This is a genomic window from Legionella pneumophila subsp. pascullei (assembly GCF_900637585.1).
GTDB classification, from domain to species: Bacteria; Pseudomonadota; Gammaproteobacteria; order Legionellales; family Legionellaceae; genus Legionella; species Legionella pascullei.
The window spans coordinates 1,092,828-1,112,729 of sequence record NZ_LR134380.1; the positions used below are offsets into that span (position 1 = coordinate 1,092,828).

Here is a 19,902-nt window from a genome sequence, read left to right on the forward strand (position 1 = left end):
GTATATAGCTAAATCGGGGATTCTGCACCATAAAGATGTTATTTTAGATGGATTCAGACTCAACCAATTCCAATTGAGCAACTTCCGGTTCGTCCAATTCGATATCGACGGATTCAATCTTTTGAAATCTGGAAGTGATCTTTTTGGCTGAGGTATTGACCTCATTGACGTCCTGGTGTGCCAAGTCTATGTGTTTGGATAATTTATCCATTCTTTTTTCAAAGCGTTGAAAATCATTGGCCAAGGCTTGAAGATGCTTTTGAATGATATGAACTTGTTTGCGAGTGGCATCATCTTTAAGTACTGCCCTTGCTGTAGTCAGTACAGCCATTAATGTGCTTGGGGATACCAGCCAGACTTTTAGCTTTTGAGACATGGCAATTAAATCAGGATAGTTCGCATGAATTTCAGCAAATATGGATTCTGCAGGAATAAACATCATAGCGCCATCTGTTGTTTCATTGGGCACAATATATTTTTCAGCGATGTCCTTGATATGTTTTTGAATGTCTTGACGAAATTGTTGTTGTAATGACTTTCGATCAGTTGATAGGGCATCACTGTTGATTAATCGTTGATAAGTTTCCAGAGGGAACTTGGCATCTATAACAATATTTCCAGTGGGCTCGGGTAAGAACAAAATACAATCAGCCCGTTTTTGGTTACTGAGGGTATATTGCATTTGATAACTTGCGTTGGGAAGCATATTGCTAATGAGTGTGGATAATTGTACTTCCCCAAAGGCACCGCGAGCTTTTTTGTCCACCAATACGTCTTGAAGGCTGACCACATGACTGGAGAGTTCGGTGATTTTCTTTTGTGCCTCATCAATGATAGTTAATCGTTTGACCACGTCAATAAAAGTAGACGAAGTTTTCTCAAAACCTTCAGTCAATTTGTGGTTAACTTGCTGAGTTAGTGTGTTTAAATGATTACGAATTTCCTCAGTAAGTAACTGCAAGTGTGAAGTAAGGGAATTCGCATGGTGTTTGAAACTATGAGTCATTTGCTCTCTGACGTCAGTCATTTGTTTTTGTATGGCATCACTAATAAGTTGTTGAGTGGTCAGTTGTCCTTGAGCTATCTTTTCATTAATAAATTGCTGGCTTGTTTGATAAGATTGGTTTAAATCGATATGTAACTGGTGAAGCTGGGTGATGAGAGTTTGCTGTATTCTTTCACCAAATTGTTCGGTTAGTTTTTTTTGCTGCGATTGTTTCACTAAAACCCAGAGAAGCAATAAGAATTGAAGGGCGATAGCCAGCGCCATGCCCTCAAACAAAGTGACAGAAGAAAATACTGACATTCATTAATCCACTAATTGGCTAAGTTTGACAGGTTGGTTGTATTGATAAACAGTTTTTAATTGCCCATAGTCTATCAAGCGTAAATAACCCAAAAAGAGGTTATCCTCCGATAATTGATTATGATTGTCAAAGGTAAATTGCAAAACATGCTTACCTGGTTCAAGCCATTGTGCTCTTTGCGAGGTCTGAATAGGTCTGGTTTCTCCCTTGCCGTCTTTTTGGAACAATACACTTTGTAAAGCATAACGGCTTGCAGTTGCAACGTCTACTGTGACAACAAAAGTCAATGGTTTAGAAGACAGCTTTTTTACATTCATAAGACTGGCTGAGGGAATGGAATATGAAAAGGCTGTATGGCCAGAGCGTCTGATGATTTCTTGTCCGTATTCTGTTTGAACATCAGTTTCTAAATACCAGTTTTCTCCGCGATCATTTAACTCAGAATCCAATGTGGCGATTCCTTCAAAAACATTGGATTTTAACTTGGTCAGATTGAGCGGAATGATTTGACCTTTAGGGCCTACAAGACGAGCATCAACGTCATTGACATCATACTCGGTAATATCATTGTGAAGCGATATGGTCGCTTTTAACTTATCTCCATACTGATAATGGAGAGAATCAGTTTCAACCTCCAGGTAAGTAACAGAAAACTTATCAAGTATACTAATCATATAAGCATCAGCATTTTTGGTATTAATGTCTTTGCTTTTTAGTATGAATTTTCCATACCCCAGTTCAGGTTTTATTTGTAGCATAGCCTGGTGTTTGGTAATGGCTAAAGGATTATTGCCAACTTCGTCGTCTTGATTATAGAGAGAGGAGGCTTCTTTCAGGGGCAAGAGTTGGTTCTTTGGTGTTTTAATAAATAATTCTGGAATGGATTTATTTTGCAAAGGGGTAATGCGAACGACGGCGCCAGGAGCCAAGGTTGAAATAATAACTCCTCGCTGTAATTGCTCCAGAGAAATGCGTTCTTTGTAACCATAGCTTCTCCGAACGTTACTGATGTTGTTGTTTAATGATTCATTGGCAATATCCCATTTATCGTGAAGATTTTCATGTGATAATTGACTGCAATTCTCACATTCATAAGATTTGGTTGGTTGTCTTGGTAATGTATACGCATGAGCTTGGGCAATACAAAATGCGGATATCCATATAAGGTGAGCAGTTTTCATTTTACAACTCCTTCATTAACTAGGGCACTGATAAGTATTTGATCCAAACCAAAACAAGAATGTCGACTTTGATTATGGCTTAAAGGCAAATTGTAATCAGTTTTGTCTATATCATAGAACCATACTTCTCCTGCTTGAGCTTGTGACTCACAATCCAGAAAGCCATCAGCACACTGATTAAGATAGAGTTTGGCGATTTTTAGCCCGCTATTTAGCATGTATCCATTGCAATAGCTGGATGTTGAAAATGGTGAGGCATAGACATCAGTACCGACTATGACTTTAAACGGAATAGATAGAGAGGGTCGACCTTTGCTTCCCAATAGCAATTCTTCGTTATAGATAAGCATGTCGCCTACACGTTGTTGTTTGACTGCATCTGAAAGATAACCAAGTAACCAGGCCAAACTCGTTTCAAATATGCCTCCATTTAATACTTCATCAGCAAGAGGAGTTCCTCCGCTGGAAGGTGCAATGGCAATAACTTGAGTGATTTTGCGTTTGAGAGCCATATATCGACCATCATAAGTTGGATTTGAAAGAATCCAACGCATGATATTAGCGCCGTCAGAATGGGTGTAGACTGTAAGAGAACTCACATTTTTGTCATTGATAAATTCCAGAAGTTGATTGGCAACGCAATTGGCGGCATCTTCATGCCACATATATTGGCTAAAATCACAATGAACTACGTAGTGATTTTCAGGTTTTGTCAGGGTTTGGGAGATACTCTGAATAAAATCAATTTTCCAATACCCTCCATAGGCATCTTCTCTGTGATCTCGAGTACCATGTACAAAAGCAATGCCTTGATTAGAATTGGATTCGGAATGAGAATGGATAAGGGTTGAAAACAATAAAACAATAAGAGCGGATAAAATGCGTAGAAGTTCCATTTTCTAAATATCTCCTTCAATACAGAGACGTATCTATATCATGGTTCTGGCAAAAGATTCAAGAGATGGGATTGATATGCTTTGAGGTATCTAAAAAAGATTTTGTCTTGAATGATGAAACCACTCGTATTTTAAAGGGATAAAAAAATGATAAACTGTTGTTTTTATTTTGGGATTCTTCATTAATGAGTGATCAAGGGATTAAGGAAACGATAGAAGCGCTTAAAGAGCAAGTAAGAAAATACGATTATCACTATTATGTTTTAGATGAACCTTTGGTTCCTGACGCGGAATATGATCGATGTTTCAAGGCATTGCAACAGCTTGAAGCGCAATATCCCCAATTTTTATCACCAGATTCTCCGACACAGAGAGTCGGCGGTACTCCTTCAGATGCTTTTATGCCGGTAGCCCATAAGCAACCTATGTTGTCTTTGTCTAACGTATTTACTGCTGATGAATTAAAAGCATTCATTAAGCGAGCAATTGAGAAATTGGATGCACCAAACCAAAAATTGGTATTTGCTTGTGAGCCAAAGCTGGATGGGTTGGCAGTGAACATGACTTATCAAGATGGAGTCTTGACTCATGCCGCGACTCGTGGGGATGGTGCTGTAGGAGAAAACATCACGGCAAATATCAAGACTATTGCTTCAGTTCCATTACGATTAAGGGTGAATAATCCTCCAAAACTGATCGAAGTGCGGGGTGAAGTGTATATCCCTAAAGCCGATTTTGAGGCCTACAACGCAAGGGCTAGAGAGCTGGGTGAAAAAACTTTTGCCAATCCGAGAAATGCTGCTGCAGGCAGTTTAAGACAATTAAATCCTGAGATTTCAGCCAACCGCCCACTTGCTATTTATTGTTATGGTATAGGGGCTTGTCAGGGTTATAAGTTACCTAACAGCCATTTGGAACAATTGAATTTATTAAAGGAATTTGGATTCAGAGTATCTCTGGAAACGAGGAAAGAGATTGGAATAGAAGGTTGTTTAAATTATTACCATCATATGTTAGCGAAACGGAATCAGTTGCCTTTTGAAATTGATGGGGTTGTTTATAAGATTGATAGTATCCCCTTGCAACAGCAATTAGGCTATGTTTCTCGTGCACCAAGATTTGCGTGTGCCCATAAGTTTCCCGCCACAGAAGAAATGACTCGTCTAATAGCTGTGGATTTCCAGGTCGGCAGAACAGGTGCTGTGACGCCTGTTGCGCGTTTGGAGCCAGTCAGTGTTGGCGGCGTTACAGTGAGTAATGCGACTTTGCATAATTTTGATGAAATTACCCGAAAAGACATTCGTATTGGTGATACAGTTGTTATTCGTCGTGCCGGTGATGTGATCCCTGAAGTGGTTTCTGTAGTTTTGGAAAAACGTCCTGATAATGCCAGGAAAATTGAGCTTCCAAAAAATTGCCCTGTTTGTGGTTCTGAAGTCGTAAGGGAAGAAGATGAGGCAATTGCCCGTTGTGTTGGAGGTTTATATTGTAAAGCCCAATTAAAAAGGATGATGTGGCATTTTGCTTCTCGAAAAGCAATGTACATTGAGGGACTTGGCAGTGTTTTAATTGATCAGTTAGTTGATGAGGGTATTGTCCACCATTTGGCAGATCTTTATGAGCTCGATTTGCAAACCTTGGCTAACCTGCCCAGAATGGGAGAGAAATCAGCAAAAAATTTGTTATCCGCTTTGGAAAAAAGTAAAAAAACAACATTTAATCGCTTTCTTTATGCTTTGGGAATCAGAGAAATCGGTGAAGCAGGAGCAAGGGTTTTAGCAGAGCATTACCTTGATGTGGAGAGCTTGAAAGCGGCAACGATTGAGGAATTAATGACTCTGAATGACATAGGCCCAGTAGCGGCTTCTCATATAGTCCATTTCTTTGCCCAACCGCATAATCTTGAAGTGATTAACCGCCTTCTTGAGTTGGGTATTCATTGGCCTAAGCCTGAAAAGGCACAAGTTAATCCACAAAATCCATTTTATGGAAAAACAGTGGTATTAACTGGAACCCTGAGTAATATGGGGCGAGAAGAGGCAAAGGCAAAATTGTTGGCTTTAGGCGCAAAAGTAAGTGGAAGTGTGTCTTCCAAAACAGATTATGTGATAGCAGGGAGTGAAGCCGGTACAAAGCTAATTAAAGCGACAGAACTGGGAATAGCGATTATAGAGGAAGACGAGTTTTTAAAACGGGTCAATTCATGAGTAGCCAGATCTTCGTCATTTAGTTTATGATGGAACTAAATAAATCAGGTAAAGTGGTTATTTTGAACTTGTAACATTGGCTGGTTGGCACGAGGGAATTAAGTGCGGCGATATTTGTTAATTCAATTCATGTTATTTTTAATGCCCTGCTGTGTCAATTTGGCTTACAGTAGTTCTTGGGTATTCAATAATCCTTACCCTGAGAGCGAAGCCAATGAAAATATTTATTATTCTTCTTTTAATGAACAGCCAAAAACCCTGGATCCGGCACGCTCCTATTCTTCCAATGAATATCTTTTCATAGCCCAAATCTATGAGCCGCTGCTGGAGTATGATTACTATAAAAGACCCTATGAATTAATACCATTAACAGCTACCTGGTTACCCAGGATTCGATATTTGGATGCCCAGGGAAATCCTGTTCCGGCAGGGGATAATACGAAACCAGCTTACAGTGTCTATACTATTCAGATAAAAAAAGGGATTTTATATCAACCTCATCCTGCTTTGGCCCGGAAGAAAGATGGTTCTTATCGATATCATCACTTATCAGAAGATTATTTGGAAGAGCATGATATTAGCAAGTTGTCAGATTTTAAATACACTGGCACAAGGGAGCTGATCATTGATGATTACATTTATCAAATTAAAAGATTGGCTACCCCAGCTGTGAGCTCTCCTATATATGGATTGATGAGTCACTACATTCTTGGCTTCAAGGAGTATGGCGATAGTCTTCCTAAAGGAGCGACCAATAAAAATTCTTTTATAGATTTACGTAAGTATCCTTTGAAGGGGATTAAAAAATTAGATGATTACACCTTTGAAATTACATTGAAGGGGCAATATACACAATTTTTGTTTTGGTTAGCCATGCCTTTTTTTGCTCCAGTCCCTTGGGAAGCGGATTTATTTTATTCCCAAAAAGATATGGATGATAAAAACTTATCTTTTGGTTGGTATCCTTTAGGTACAGGGCCTTTTATGCTGACGGAAAATAATCCTAACAGAAGTATGGTCTTGGAGAAAAATCCCAATTTCAGAGAAGTATATTTCCCTGTCCATGGCTCAGATGCCGATAGACGGGCAGGTTATTTAACCAATCAGGGAAGGCGCTTACCATTAATTGATAAAGCTGTTTATACCCTTGAAAAGGAATCCATACCTCGATGGAATAAGTTTTTGCAAGGTTACTATGATATGTCAGGAATAAGTGCTGACAGTTTTGATCAGGCTATCCATATTAATCGCTTTGGAGAGCCTATTCTCAGTAAGGAAATGAAAGATAAAAAAATATATTTAAGACAAACCCTGGAACCATCTGTCTATTATCTTGGCTTTAATATGCTTGACACTGTCGTTGGAGGCAATAATAAAAGAGCACGAAAATTACGTCAGGCGATTTCTATCGCGGTGAATTTTGATGAAAATATTGCCATATTTTTTAATGGACGAGGTATACCGGCACAAGGTCCTATTCCACCCGGTATCTTTGGATATAAGGAAGGTAAAGAGGGTATTAACCCCTATGTTTATCAATGGGTAAACAATACCAGGAAACGAAGACCCTTAAGGGATGCGCAGAAATTAATGGTTGAGGCAGGGTACCCGGGAGGGATTGATCCGAAAACTGGTAAACATTTAATTCTTCATTATGATGTGATGACAACAGGAGGGCCTGATGATAAGGCAAGGCTTGACTGGATGCGAAAGCAATTTGCAAGTATAGGGATTGACCTGAATATTAGAGCAACCCTTTATAATCGTTTCCAGGAAAAGATGCGGATAGGGCATGCTCAAATATTTAGTTGGGGTTGGAATGCCGATTATCCTGATCCCGAAAATTTTTTATTTTTGCTTTATGGAAAAAATGGAAAAGTCAAATATGGTGGCGAAAATGCATCGAATTATGAAAATCCTGAATTTGATAGATTGTTTAATTTGATGAAGAATCGTCCAAATGACCAACAAAGACAAAAACTAATTGATAAGATGTTAGCAATTGTCCGGCATGATGCTCCATGGATATGGGGTATGCATTCTGAAGATTTTATTTTATCGCAAGATTGGGTATCTAATGTAAAATCCAATACGATTTCTCTCAATACTCTAAAATATGTTTCTGTTAATGTTCCTGAACGTAACCAGTTGCGACGAATCTGGAATAAACCAGTATTCTGGCCTTTAGGCGTGCTGTTTGGAGTATTACTTGCTTTGGTAATCCCCCTTTTCATCGCTTATTTAAAGAAAGAAAAACAACCGGCAGAAAGAGTTAAATTAAAATGATTAAATACATGCTGCGCAGAGTTTTATATGCGATTCCAATTTTGTTTGGTATTAATCTTATTACTTTTGCATTGTTTTTCATGGTGAATTCTCCAGATGATATGGCTCGTATGCATTTAGGTAATAAACATGTGGAGCAAAAAGCCATTGATGATTGGAAGGCTGTTCATGGCTACGATTTACCATTATTTTATAATGCAGATCAAACCGGATTGAATCAATTTAGACAGACTTTGTTTTATGAAAAATCGCTTACTTTGTTTACTTTTAATTTTGGTGTTTCAGATGCCGGAAGGGATATCAGTCATGATATATCCTACAGAATGTGGCCAAGTCTTGCCATTGCCTTACCCACGCTATTATTTGCGGTTTTGGTGAATATCATTTTTGCTATGGCTATGGCATTTTTTCGTTCGACTTATCTTGATTTATCGGGGGTGATTATTTGTATTATCCTGATGTCCATATCCAGTTTGTTTTACATCATTGGCGGGCAATATCTTTTTGGGAAAATATTAAAATGGTTCCCCATCTCAGGCTATGATGACGGCCTTGATGCTTTGAAATTTACAATTTTGCCAGTCCTGGTGGCTGTTTTGGGACAGTTAGGGGCTGGGGCACGCTGGTATCGAACCTTGGTTTTGGAAGAAATTAATAAAGATTATGTAAAAACTGCAAGAGCAAAGGGACTCTCTGAGCAAAGGATTTTATTTAAGCATGTATTAAAAAATGCCATGTTACCTATTTTAACCGGAATTGTAGTAATCATACCTACTTTGTTTATGGGAAGTTTGGTTTTAGAGTCATTTTTTGGTGTTCCGGGCTTGGGTAGTTATATTATTGATGCGATACAACAGCAAGATTTTGCTATTGTAAGGGCTATGGTTTTTTTGGGGTCGGTTCTTTATATCATAGGGTTGGTTCTGACTGATTTTTCATACATTCTCGTTGATCCTCGAGTGCGATTATCCTGATAACCAAGGAGCATGTGGCAAAAATGACATTTGAATTGCTTTGGACAGACAAATGTTTTCTTACTCTACTGATGGTGGTTTTATTAACTGTTTTGCTGAGTCTTAGAAAACAACACATCAAATTGTCATTTGCAATCATTTTACACAGGCCATTGGCAATCAGTGCTGGGATTGTGTTGCTGTTGTTTTTAACAATCGGAGTATTGGACTCTATTCATATCAAGTCTGGCAATGATAAAACAGAAAAAACTCAGTCTCTTTTGGATAAAGTTCTCGCACCCATAGGAAGTACCTATGAGAAAACCTATTCAGCGCCTTTGGCTTTAAATCAATTTATGAGTGAAACGAAGTTAATTAATGGTGTAACGACTCAGGTTTATCCTCGTTTGAAATATCCACCAGCCACTATCAAGAATGAAAAAGACAAATCGTTGATTATCAAGTCGGTAATAATCAAAGGCTTAACCTATAGCACTTTGATGATTTTAGGTGGGTGGTTATTACTGGTTTTAATAAAGTTTAGTTTTGGATACAAAAATATTTTTATTTTAAGTTCTACTCAAGTTAGTGTCATAGTAACAGTGGCCATACTTACTTTAGCCCTAACCATTGGTTATGGATTATCAAGGTATTTTCATGTGTTGGGTACCGGACAAATTGGTCAAGATATTTTTTATTTCAGTTTAAAAAGTATTCGAACCGGTCTAATCATTGGCTTTTTAACAACTCTATTCATGTTGCCACTGGCTTTGTTCCTGGGGATCGCGGCAGGGTATTTTGGTGGTCTTGTCGATGATATTATCCAGTATGTTTATACTACTTTAAGCTCTATTCCTGGCGTTTTATTAATCACTGCTTCGGTATTGTCTTTGCAAACCTATATAGCAAACCACCCCGAGCAATTTACTACTCTGGCCAAGAGTGCCGATGCTCGTTTATTGGCGCTTTGCCTGATTCTTGGAGTGACCAGTTGGACAAGTCTGTGTCGCCTTTTGAGAGCAGAAACTTTGAAATTGCGGGAAATTGATTATGTTTTGGCTGCGCGCGCTTTAGGCAGTAGTTGGTTTACAATCGTTCGCAAACATTTGGTGCCCAATGTGATGCATATCGTTATCATTACCTTGGTGTTGGATTTCAGTTTTTTAGTATTGGCAGAGGCTGTATTGACCTATGTGGGAGTAGGGGTTTCTCCCATGACTATCAGTTGGGGGAATATGATTAATGGGGCACGGCTTGAATTGGCGCGTGATCCTGTTGTATGGTGGCCTATGTTTGCGGCTTTTTTATTAATGTTTATATTGGTTTTGGCAATGAACTTGTTTGCAGATGCAGTGCGGGATGCCTTTGACCCGCATCAATCTCATTTATAGACAATGTCTGTTAGTTTCCTATTTCCGGGATTTAGGGTAAAGTTTCCCAATTATCGTGAATGGTTTAATCCTCTATGCGACAACGATTTGTTCATTTAAGAGTACATACAGAATTTTCATTAGTCGATGGTTTAGTGCAGATTAAACCTTTGATGAAGGCTTTACCTGCAAGGGGTATGAGCTCAGTTGCTGTAACAGATTTTTGTAATTTATTTGCCGCTGTCAAAGTATTTAAAAGTGCGACAGAGGCGGGAATCAAGCCCATTATCGGCAGTGATTTACCGTGCCATGATTTGGAAACCCCGGATACTATTTTTTCTTTGGTTTTATTATGTCAAGACACTAAAGGTTATAAAAATTTAACTTGTCTGGTTTCCAAAGCTTATCAAGAAGGGCAATACCATGGCCAACCCAGAGTGCAATTACAATGGATTCCAGAGTTTTCTCATGGTTTAATCGCTCTGTCTGGGGGAAAGTTCGGTGATATTGGCCAAGCATTACTGGCAAACGATGATGCTCTGGCAAGAAAACGTGCTTTGCATTGGATGAATTTATTTCCGAATCGTTTTTATCTGGAAATTCAGCGGACCGGAAGAGCTGATGAGCTGCATTATAATGAGAAGTTGGTCGCGTTAGCAGATGAATTGCAATTACCCCTTGTTGCAACCAACGATGTCAGGTTCATCAATGAGGATGATTTTGATGCTCATGAAGCTCGAGTATGTATACATGAAGGCTATACATTGGCTGATCCCAGGAGGGTTCAACAATACAGTTCCCAACAGTATCTGCGTTCAGCAGATGAAATGGAACTTTTATTTTCCGATCTTCCCAGCGCATTACAAAATACGGTAGAAATCAGTAAACGCTGTAATGTAAAACTCGAGCTGGGCCATAATTATCTCCCTAATTTCCCAATACCCGATGGCTCAACTGTTGAAGCGTATTTATCACATCTTTCTGAAATTGGTTTGGAAGAGCGTTTAAAACAATTATTCAAAGACAAGTCTGAGAAGGAGTTGCTTGTTGCCAGAGAAGCGTATGACAAACGTCTTAAAATTGAGCTGGATGTTATTAATAACATGGGTTTCGCTGGCTATTTTCTGATTGTTGCCGACTTTATTCAATGGGCTAAGCAAAATGGGGTACCAGTAGGACCAGGCCGAGGTTCCGGTGCTGGCTCTCTGGTCGCTTATGCCCTTAAGATTACCGATTTGGATCCTTTAGAGTACGAGCTGCTTTTTGAACGATTCTTAAATCCAGAACGTGTTTCCATGCCTGATTTTGATATTGATTTTTGCATGGAAGGCCGTGACCGGGTCATTGAATATGTGGCAGAAAAATATGGCAGGCAAAGCGTTTCCCAAATTATCACTTTTGGAACTATGGCCGCAAAAGCGGTAGTGAGAGATGTTGGGCGTGTTTTAGGCCATCCTTATGGTTTTGTTGATAAGCTGGCAAAATTGATTCCGTTTGAGTTAGGTATTACTTTAAGTAAAGCGATGGAGCAGGAAGAAGAGCTTCGCCGACGATATGAAGAAGAGGAAGAAGTAAAGGAGTTATTTGATCTTGCTCTGAAGCTGGAGGGAATTACTCGTAACGCAGGCAAGCATGCTGGAGGAGTAGTTATTGCACCTTCTCAGCTGACTGATTTCACGGCGATTTACTGTGAAGAAGGATCAACACAAATAGTCAGCCAATTTGATAAAGACGATGTCGAGGCGGTTGGACTAGTCAAGTTTGATTTTCTAGGACTAAGAACATTAACTATTATCGATTGGGCCCTGGATACAGTTAATAAACAATGCAAAAATGCCGGACTGTCACTAATTGATATTAGTCAAATCCCAACGAATGATGAGGCTACTTTTGAGTTATTAAAGGCATGTAAGACCACTGCTGTATTTCAGCTGGAATCTCGGGGTATGAAGGAGTTGATTAGCCGGCTTCAACCCGATTGTTTTGAGGACATTATTGCTTTGGTGGCTTTATTCAGACCAGGTCCGCTGCAGTCAGGGATGGTGGATGATTTTATCGACAGGAAGCATGGCAGGGCTCGAGTTGACTACCCACATCCAGACTTGGAACCCATTCTTAAGCCAACTTATGGGGTTATCCTTTATCAAGAACAAGTAATGCAAATCGCCCAGGTTCTGGCTAATTACACGCTTGGCTCTGCTGATTTGTTAAGACGAGCCATGGGGAAGAAAAAACCGGAAGAAATGGCAAAGCAAAGGGAAATTTTTACCCAGGGCGCTGTTGCAAGAGGAGTGGATGAGCAGGTAGCAACCCATATTTTTGATTTAATGGAGAAATTCGCAGGATATGGTTTTAATAAATCACATTCTGCAGCTTACGCTTTGGTAGCTTATCAAACCGCTTGGTTAAAAGCACATTACCCCGCAGCTTTTATGGCTGCGGTGATGTCTTCTGATATGGATAACACGGATAAGGTGGTTACTTTTATTGATGAATGCGCGCACATGAAATTACAAGTGTTGCCTCCTTCTATTAATAACTCCATGTATCATTTTACTGTATCAGATGACAAGACGATTATTTATGGTCTCGGAGCAATAAAGGGAGTTGGCGAGTCTGCGATTGAGTGTATTATTCAGGAGAGGAACCAGAATGGACCTTATTTGGATTTGTTTGGTTTTTGTCAAAGATTAGATTTACGCAAAGTCAACAGACGAGTGATTGAAGCGTTGATCAAAAGCGGAGCTTTCGATGTTTGGAAAGTGGAAAGGGCTGTATTAACTGCGTCATTGGAAAAAGCGTTAAAAGTTGCAGAAAAAGAACATCAAAACCAATCGAGTGGGCAATTTGATTTATTCTCCCTTTTAGAGGACAAAGCGGATGAACAAAATTATGTAGAGAGTAAATCCTGGTCGGAAGCTCAACGATTAGAAGGTGAAAGAGAAGTATTAGGTTTTTATCTTACCGGTCACCCTGCTGATCAATACAGGCGTGAATTGGGAGATTTTATTATTCCTGTTAGCCAATTAAATCCGTCCTTACATAAAAAAGCGATTATTTGTGCTCAGGTTGTAGCGATTAGAAAAATAATAACCAAACGTGGTAAGAAATTAGTGATTATCGGAATGGATGATGCAACTGCCAGGATTGATGCTGTAGTTTTTGGTGAGATTTTTGAACAATTTTCTGAACCATTAATGACGGGCAACATGCTGGTGATTGAGGGGGAAGTTGCAATTGATGATTACAATGGTGGGGTTAAAATGACAGCCAACCAACTTTTAAGTATTGCTTCAGCCCGAACAAAATTCGCTCGTTGCATGGAGTTGCGTTTAAATCAAAACAATGTTGCGGTACTGCCTTCCATCCAATCCTTACTAAAGACTTATTCTGGGCGTTGTGCAGTGCAACTGGCTTATTCCAATGATGTTGCCAAAGCTAATTTAAATCTTGGCCAACAATGGTGTGTGACCCCTAGCGATGAATTAATCGAGCTATTGAGCAATCTTTTAGGGGAAGAACAAGTGGTAATGCGTTATTAGATGTTCTTTTGATGGTGGTACTTGTGGAGTTGAGCATTTAGCTCAGCTCAACCCACACCGACACTTTGAAACTTTTTAATCATTAAAGTGTTGTAAGCAACGTGGAAGTTGAAGAATCTTCTTCAGTAACTTTTTTCTCTTGTAACTTCAATTGAGCCTTTAATTCATTAATTAACTCAAGAGGAAGTTGAACTCCACCGTCAGGAATAGTAACTTCTTTTCCATTGATAAGGAGTTTCCCTTCTTCGGTAATTTCAACTGTTTGTTGTCCTTCTTCAGTTTTTAAATCAGAGTTTGGAGTGTATTCAATCACTATGCCATTAATGATGGATTTGCCATCAGCAATACGAATACCTGTCATCTGAGAGGTATTAGGGTAGCTGCTGTAGTAATTTATGATAGTGGCACTGGCTTTCCATAGAAGTCTATAGGCATAGTCCAAAGGTAACCCGATACCCATACCTACGCCCTGTCCAAGAATACCCATGGTTGTTCCTAAAACATGAGCCAAACTGATACTGAAAAAAGCAGTAACTAATTTGCTTGCTATGACCTGAGAGAACAATGCGACACCCATAGGCCCGGTTGTACCAAGCATCAACAGGGTACTTCCTACCATGGTCGTAATTTGCAATTTGGTTGACATTGCTTTGGAGGATTGACTAATGACATCTCCCCCAAGATAACCAATTGTTGCTCCCGTGTAAGAAAAAGCAGCTCCAAACATCGGTTGGGTAATGGATGTGATGGGGTAGTCTTTGTAAGGATTGGTAGATACTTTTTTTATACTCACACTGGCAACAAATTTTGAAAACTCACTCCATTCCTGTTCAGTAAATGGGGGTAAATCTTTGACGTTGGCTTTACGTATAGCAGCATTAGCATCACTAAAAGCGGATAAAGAGGAATTAATCACTCGATTAGCGGCTAAAAAGCATATTTCCTTGTCTTCTTCATCTAAATAGTTAGTATCCGTAATGCCTAAATCTTTATTAATTAAATTATATAATTTTGAGTTGCTTTTGGGGGATGAAATTTGCGACTGTACGTATAAACAAGCTGCGATTACTACTCTTGAGGCAGTTAAATTTGCTTCCCATTGTTCGGGAGTAGTGATCTCTTCCTCTTTCGCCAGATTTGCTCGAAGAACGAGAATCATTTTTTTTATAAATTTGGTTTGTTTGTCTCTGGATATGACATCAGTGCCTCCAAAAAAAGTAGGCACTCCAATTAAAGAGGGGGGTTGATCCAAATCCACCTGTTTTTCTGTTTTATAGTCTTGGCGTAAAAAGTTAAGGCTGGTAAGAGCTCCTGCTGGCAGTATATAGCGCATAATAACCTCATATCCATTGAAAATTTATTTGTGTATTTTTTATCTTACCGATTCAATGGTTAAATGCAATCTGATTTGATTAATTTTTACTAAATTGTTGCAATCAGGTAATGCAACAGATTTTATTTATGATTTAACTCTTTGAAATGATCATTTTTTTGCGATTATACTATTTTTAGCCTTGAGTTAGATATGTTACTCTTATAGGGTGTTAGGGCAAAATCATACTTTGATTATATAATGCAAAATTTGAGTCATTCCGCACAGGCGGGACTGACAAAAACAGGCTCAAATTTATAAAGTATCACGGCACATAATCAACTTAAATTGGTATGATCTTGCCCTTATAGGGTATAAATTAATTTAAACTGAAAACAAATCCATGTCCTGTAGCCTGATTGAGGCAGTCATTAATACTTTGATTAGAAATGACAGAACTGTTTTAGCTGTTTTTGAGAGAAGGGTAGATTTGTATGATGGAATTGGCAAATAAAATCATCAGGGTAAGTTACATGGATAAGTTATACCAATATCTTTTACTTCTTCGTTTATCGCATTGGAGTAAAGCAATTTTTGTTATGCTTGGTTTCATTTATACTCCTGTTCCAGGGTATTTGTTCCCGGCAATAATGGCCTCATTTTCTTTCTGTCTTATTGCAAGCGCTGTTTATATTTATAATGATATTCAGGATAGAACTGAAGACAGTTTACATCCTTTTAAATGTAACAGGCCTATTGCCAGCGAGCAGGTTACTTTATTTGACGCGATCATTGTAATGCTATTATTGATGGTTATTGGACTTGCGCTGGGTTGGCTTATTTCAAAAATATTAGTGGTCATTTTAATTGTTTATTTGATAATCAATCTTGCCTATAACCATGTTTTAAAATTAATTCCAGTTTTTGATGTTGCTTGTATTGCTCTGGGATTTATGCTCAGAGTTTTGGCCGGGACAATAGGAATTGATTTGGCTATATCGGGCTGGTTAATTGTTGCGGCGACTTTGCTGAGTTTATTTATTGCGCTCAATAAAAGACAACTGGAAATGCAGTTGGGATTGAAAAATTCAACTCGCAAGGTTCTACGTCGATATAATCCGGTCTTACTGCAAAGACTTATCGTTATTACCGGAATAGCCTGCTTTATTACTTATCTGTTTTACACTATTTATGCCAGGGCAGAATCGTTTTTTTTCATTTTAACCTTACCTTTTGCTGCTATTGCACTATGGCGTTTTGGCTGGCTTGCCACTCAGGATGTAGAGAATGATGATCCAGTCAATGTTTTTTTAAGTGACCGATTATCTCGAATAAATCTTTGGTGCTTTGCTATCTTGACTTTCATGGCATTGAATTGATGAGTGTGAAGTGGCGCTGGTATGACAGCCTGTTTATCCTTTTGTTTGTTTATTTGCTGGTTTTACAAATCCAGGCCATTTGGCCGTTCACCATTGATGACATGTATATTTCTTTGCGGTATGCCAAAAACTGGGCTGCAGGAAATGGTTTATTATGGAATTTAAACGCTGAGCCGGTGGAGGGCTATTCCAATTTCAGCTTTGTTGTTTTGGGGGCGATATCCATTATTCTACACATTAATCCGGTTCTTACCCTAAAAATCGCCGGGTTTGCTGGATTACTTGTAACCTGTCTTTTTATCTTTCTTATCAGTCGATTTTGGTTTGCCAAACGCGAGTCTCTTATCCCTTGTATTTGGCTTTTACTATACAAGGGTCAAATTATTTGGTCAGTTAGCGGCTTCGAAATGACTGTTTATCAAGCGCTGATTAGTGGTTCAGTCTATTTTGCCTTTCGTGGGTTGGGATACCATTTTTATCCTGCTCCTCGAGGCGCATTTAAGACAAGTGGTTTTATCATGTCAGGGTTGTTCCTTTCATTCGCAGGAATGACAAGGCCTGAAACACCAGCTTTAATGCTTCTCTTTTTTCTGTTAATCAGTTGGGATAAGAATAAATTATCAGGTAATAGGCCATGGAGAGGGGTAGCATATTTTGTGGCTACTATCTTATTGGTCTTTGCGCCTTATTTTCTCTGGCGCTGGAACTATTACGGGTTATTGTTCCCTAACTCAGTGTATTGCAAAGGCTTTAATGGAATATCCTATTCATTGGATTTGAATTATCTCAAATTAATTTGGCCATTCGCTATCCTGGCTTCCCCAGCCTGTTTTTATGCTCAGGACAGAAGGCATTATTTTTTATGGTCTCCCAGTATTATCTATTTATTAATGCTTTCAAACGCAGATCCCATTGTTGCTTTTGACAATCGATTGTTCTTGCCAGCGTTTGCTCTTATGTTGCCTCTGACTTGGCAGGGTATAAGTCATCTTTTATTAAGATATTTCAAAAAACAAGATCATTACTTTAAAGCGGCATTGTATGTGAGCGCTTTTTTTCTGGGATTGCTATTTATACCTAAAATGTCTCTTGGTGATTATCGCTATTTTAGCCAGAATCCGGTACATGGGGAGCAATTACGAATAAGTGTTGTTCAATGGTTAAATACTCATGCCAGAAATCAAGATAAAGTAGTATTGGCAGATTCTGGTTTGATTCCATTTTTAAGTGAATTGACTTTTATTGATTCCTACTGTTTGAATAATAAAAAAATGGCTCAATTTCCTATTGTGAATAGATATGAATTATTTTGTCATCAGATTTTAGAAGACCCCCCCCCGATAATTATCTTGACTTCACTTATTGATAAAGGAGAAGTCATTTATACACCTGGTGATACTTGTTTAAAGTCATTTCTTGATGATAATAAAAAATACAAATTGAGTGGGGTTTTTTCTTTTGGTAACACTGATTCACAATACCGATATGAATTGTTTGCTAATTTTTGATGCGGGAAACTGTAACATAGTGTACCATCTTTCCTTTATAAAGGATTACAGACTGTGGTTTTTATAATGCAAAAAATAATCATATTGACAAAAAAAATCATTGCAAAACTACCAGTAATTTTGTTTGATGTGGCTGCAATACCGGTTGCCTGGTATGCTGCTTACTGGTTGCGCTATAATATGCAGCCATATCCTAGCAGTCTGACGTCCACCCATTCTTTTATTGCTTTGGCTTTATTATCAATTGTTCAGATTAGTTGTTACTATTATTTTAAGATTTACAGAGGATTATGGCGTTTTTCCTCTCTCAACGATGTCATCAGAATATTGAAGGCTACTATTACAGCGATGGTTTTGGTAATCCCTGTTTTTTACTTAACCTCAATTCTTCAGCACCTGCCCAGATCAGTATTACCTTTGTATTGTATTATCCTGGCTACCATTCTTTGCGGGGGAAGATTGGTGATCCGCCTACATTGGGATAAGCCTGGCAGAGGAAACAGAGAACTGGATACTAAAAGAGTTTTGGTGGTTGGTGCCGGGCAAGCAGGGGAAGGCTTGGTACGTGATTTGAAAAGAAGCAGTTATTATCAGCCAATAGGCTTTGTAGATGATAATAAAAGTAAGAAGGGATTAGAGGTTCATGGAGTGCGAGTGCTAGGAACGACTAATCAAATTACCGAGTTAGTCAATCAATATGAAGTGGATTTGATCTTCATTGCCATCCCCTCCGCTAAATCGGCAACCATGCGAAGAATTGTAACGCTTTGTGAGCAAAGTCATGTGCCTTTTAGTACTTTGCCCAGTATTTCAGCTTTGGCTTCAGGCCGAGTTGAAGTGAATGCATTGAGACCGGTGAACATTGAGGATTTGTTGGGCAGGGATCAAGTGACGCTCGAATGGGAAAAAATTGCTCGTTCAATCGCTGGAAGACGTGTATTGATTACAGGTGGTGGTGGGTCAATCGGTTCTGAGTTGTGCCGCCAGGTTATGGCTTTAGAGCCTGCAAGTATAGCAATCGTTGAGAATAGTGAGTTTAACCTTTATCAAATTGAACAGGAGTTATTAAAGAATTTTCCAGGTATCCCTATTGAATTAAGTTTGGTCAGTGTGACAGATGAAATTGCGATCAATCACTTATTTCGTCGTTTTCAACCTGAAATCGTATTTCATGCGGCTGCTTACAAGCATGTTCCCATGCTTCAGCATCAAGTACGGGTTGCTGTGTTTAATAATGTCATAGGTACTCAGGTTGTAGCCAAAGCCAGTGTGACATTCGGAACTGAGAAATTCATTTTAATTTCCACTGATAAAGCAGTGAACCCTACGAATATAATGGGAACTACCAAAAGAGTCGCTGAAATTTACTGTCAGAATTTAAATACACGAGTTAAAACCCAGTTTATTACAGTTCGTTTTGGAAATGTCCTGGGTTCAGCTGGTAGTGTGGTGCCTTTGTTCCAAAAACAGTTGCAGGAAGGTGGCCCACTGACTGTGACCCATCCCGATATGCAAAGGTATTTCATGACTATACCCGAAGCCTGCCAGTTAATTTTGCAAGCTATGGTGAATGGGGAGGGTGGTGAAATTTTTGTCCTGGATATGGGGGAACCTGTTAAAATCAGTTATCTTGCAGAACAAATGATTCGCTTGGCAGGCAAAGAGCCAGGAAGGGACATCATGATCGAATACACAGGGTTACGTCCTGGTGAAAAAATGTATGAAGAGTTGTTTCATGAGACTGAGCAGTTAACCTCAACAAAACATGAAAAATTATTCAAAGCAAGATTTCGTGAACTGGATTGGAATGATTTGACACAAACCATACGAATGTTACAGGTGGCCTGTATTGAGCACCAGGATGAGGAATTGCTTGTTCTGTTAAAAAGTTTAGTGCCTGAGTTTCAATTGGAACCTATGGTTGAAGCTTAAGCAATAGACCTAATGTAGTCAATCAAGAT

Annotated in this window: 12 protein-coding genes; 8 read left to right on the forward strand and 4 right to left on the reverse strand. The window is 38.9% G+C overall.

From position 1 onward, the window contains the following. Positions 1-43 precede the first annotated feature (43 nt). The 3 genes from EL201_RS05010 to EL201_RS05020 are packed head-to-tail and all read right to left on the reverse strand — an operon-like array spanning position 44 to position 3,384. Positions 44-1,306 (reverse strand): DNA recombination protein RmuC, encoded by a 1,263-nt coding sequence (locus EL201_RS05010; RefSeq protein WP_027221292.1) that lies wholly within the window; start codon positions 1,304-1,306, stop codon positions 44-46. A gap of 3 nt (positions 1,307-1,309) precedes the next feature. Then, on the reverse strand, positions 1,310-2,488 hold the full coding sequence (locus EL201_RS05015) for a DUF4785 domain-containing protein (protein WP_027221293.1): 1,179 nt from the start codon (positions 2,486-2,488) through the stop codon (positions 1,310-1,312). Then, the gene (locus tag EL201_RS05020) at positions 2,485-3,384 is read right to left on the reverse strand and encodes a hypothetical protein (RefSeq protein WP_027221294.1); all 900 of its coding nucleotides are present in this window, start codon (positions 3,382-3,384) and stop codon (positions 2,485-2,487) included. The genes EL201_RS05015 and EL201_RS05020 overlap by 4 nt, the downstream gene beginning before the upstream one ends. A gap of 185 nt (positions 3,385-3,569) precedes the next feature. On the opposite strand from EL201_RS05020, the gene ligA reads away from it, so the two are divergent. The 5 genes from ligA (at position 3,570) to dnaE (ending at position 13,742) form a co-directional block, all read left to right on the forward strand. Beyond that, entirely contained in the window at positions 3,570-5,591 is a 2,022-nt protein-coding gene (gene ligA, locus EL201_RS05025) for an NAD-dependent DNA ligase LigA (protein ID WP_027221295.1), read from the forward strand. A gap of 129 nt (positions 5,592-5,720) precedes the next feature. Continuing rightward, entirely contained in the window at positions 5,721-7,877 is a 2,157-nt protein-coding gene (locus EL201_RS05030; protein WP_050598260.1) for an ABC transporter substrate-binding protein, read from the forward strand. Next, on the forward strand, positions 7,874-8,851 hold the full coding sequence (locus EL201_RS05035; RefSeq protein WP_027221297.1) for an ABC transporter permease: 978 nt from the start codon (positions 7,874-7,876) through the stop codon (positions 8,849-8,851). The genes EL201_RS05030 and EL201_RS05035 overlap by 4 nt, the downstream gene beginning before the upstream one ends. 23 nt (positions 8,852-8,874) lie before the next feature. Continuing rightward, complete coding sequence (locus tag EL201_RS05040) at positions 8,875-10,221, forward strand: ABC transporter permease (protein WP_027221298.1); 1,347 nt, start codon at positions 8,875-8,877, stop codon at positions 10,219-10,221. Between the two features lie 74 nt (positions 10,222-10,295). Next, the gene (gene dnaE / locus EL201_RS05045) at positions 10,296-13,742 is read left to right on the forward strand and encodes a DNA polymerase III subunit alpha (RefSeq protein ID WP_027221299.1); all 3,447 of its coding nucleotides are present in this window, start codon (positions 10,296-10,298) and stop codon (positions 13,740-13,742) included. Positions 13,743-13,824: 82 nt separating this feature from the next. Here the strand turns inward: dnaE and EL201_RS05050 are convergent, their stop codons facing one another. Beyond that, entirely contained in the window at positions 13,825-15,075 is a 1,251-nt protein-coding gene (locus tag EL201_RS05050; protein WP_027221300.1) for a hypothetical protein, read from the reverse strand. A 473-nt stretch (positions 15,076-15,548) separates the two neighbouring features. On the opposite strand from EL201_RS05050, the gene EL201_RS05055 reads away from it, so the two are divergent. From EL201_RS05055 to EL201_RS05065, 3 genes are all read left to right on the forward strand, one after another. Next, on the forward strand, positions 15,549-16,433 hold the full coding sequence (locus EL201_RS05055) for a decaprenyl-phosphate phosphoribosyltransferase (protein WP_027221301.1): 885 nt from the start codon (positions 15,549-15,551) through the stop codon (positions 16,431-16,433). Beyond that, positions 16,433-17,941 carry a DUF8728 domain-containing protein gene (locus EL201_RS05060; RefSeq protein WP_032828805.1) on the forward strand — a complete coding sequence of 503 codons (1,509 nt, stop codon included), beginning with the start codon at positions 16,433-16,435 and terminating at the stop codon, positions 17,939-17,941. The genes EL201_RS05055 and EL201_RS05060 overlap by 1 nt, the downstream gene beginning before the upstream one ends. Positions 17,942-18,007: 66 nt before the next feature. Beyond that, entirely contained in the window at positions 18,008-19,873 is a 1,866-nt protein-coding gene (locus EL201_RS05065; protein WP_162492801.1) for a polysaccharide biosynthesis protein, read from the forward strand. Positions 19,874-19,902 lie beyond the last annotated feature (29 nt).

Excerpts from the sequence above, each read along its gene's own strand:
- EL201_RS05010 (WP_027221292.1), bottom strand. The coding sequence starts at position 1,306 with ATGTCAGTATTTTCTTCTGTCACTTTGTTTGAGGGCATGGCGCTGGCT.
- EL201_RS05015 (WP_027221293.1), bottom strand. The coding sequence starts at position 2,488 with ATGAAAACTGCTCACCTTATATGGATATCCGCATTTTGTATTGCCCAA.
- EL201_RS05020 (WP_027221294.1), bottom strand. The coding sequence starts at position 3,384 with ATGGAACTTCTACGCATTTTATCCGCTCTTATTGTTTTATTGTTTTCA.
- ligA (WP_027221295.1), top strand. The coding sequence starts at position 3,570 with ATGAGTGATCAAGGGATTAAGGAAACGATAGAAGCGCTTAAAGAGCAA.
- EL201_RS05030 (WP_050598260.1), top strand. The coding sequence starts at position 5,721 with ATGTTATTTTTAATGCCCTGCTGTGTCAATTTGGCTTACAGTAGTTCT.
- EL201_RS05035 (WP_027221297.1), top strand. The coding sequence starts at position 7,874 with ATGATTAAATACATGCTGCGCAGAGTTTTATATGCGATTCCAATTTTG.
- EL201_RS05040 (WP_027221298.1), top strand. The coding sequence starts at position 8,875 with ATGACATTTGAATTGCTTTGGACAGACAAATGTTTTCTTACTCTACTG.
- dnaE (WP_027221299.1), top strand. The coding sequence starts at position 10,296 with ATGCGACAACGATTTGTTCATTTAAGAGTACATACAGAATTTTCATTA.
- EL201_RS05050 (WP_027221300.1), bottom strand. The coding sequence starts at position 15,075 with ATGCGCTATATACTGCCAGCAGGAGCTCTTACCAGCCTTAACTTTTTA.
- EL201_RS05055 (WP_027221301.1), top strand. The coding sequence starts at position 15,549 with ATGATGGAATTGGCAAATAAAATCATCAGGGTAAGTTACATGGATAAG.
- EL201_RS05060 (WP_032828805.1), top strand. The coding sequence starts at position 16,433 with ATGAGTGTGAAGTGGCGCTGGTATGACAGCCTGTTTATCCTTTTGTTT.
- EL201_RS05065 (WP_162492801.1), top strand. The coding sequence starts at position 18,008 with ATGCAAAAAATAATCATATTGACAAAAAAAATCATTGCAAAACTACCA.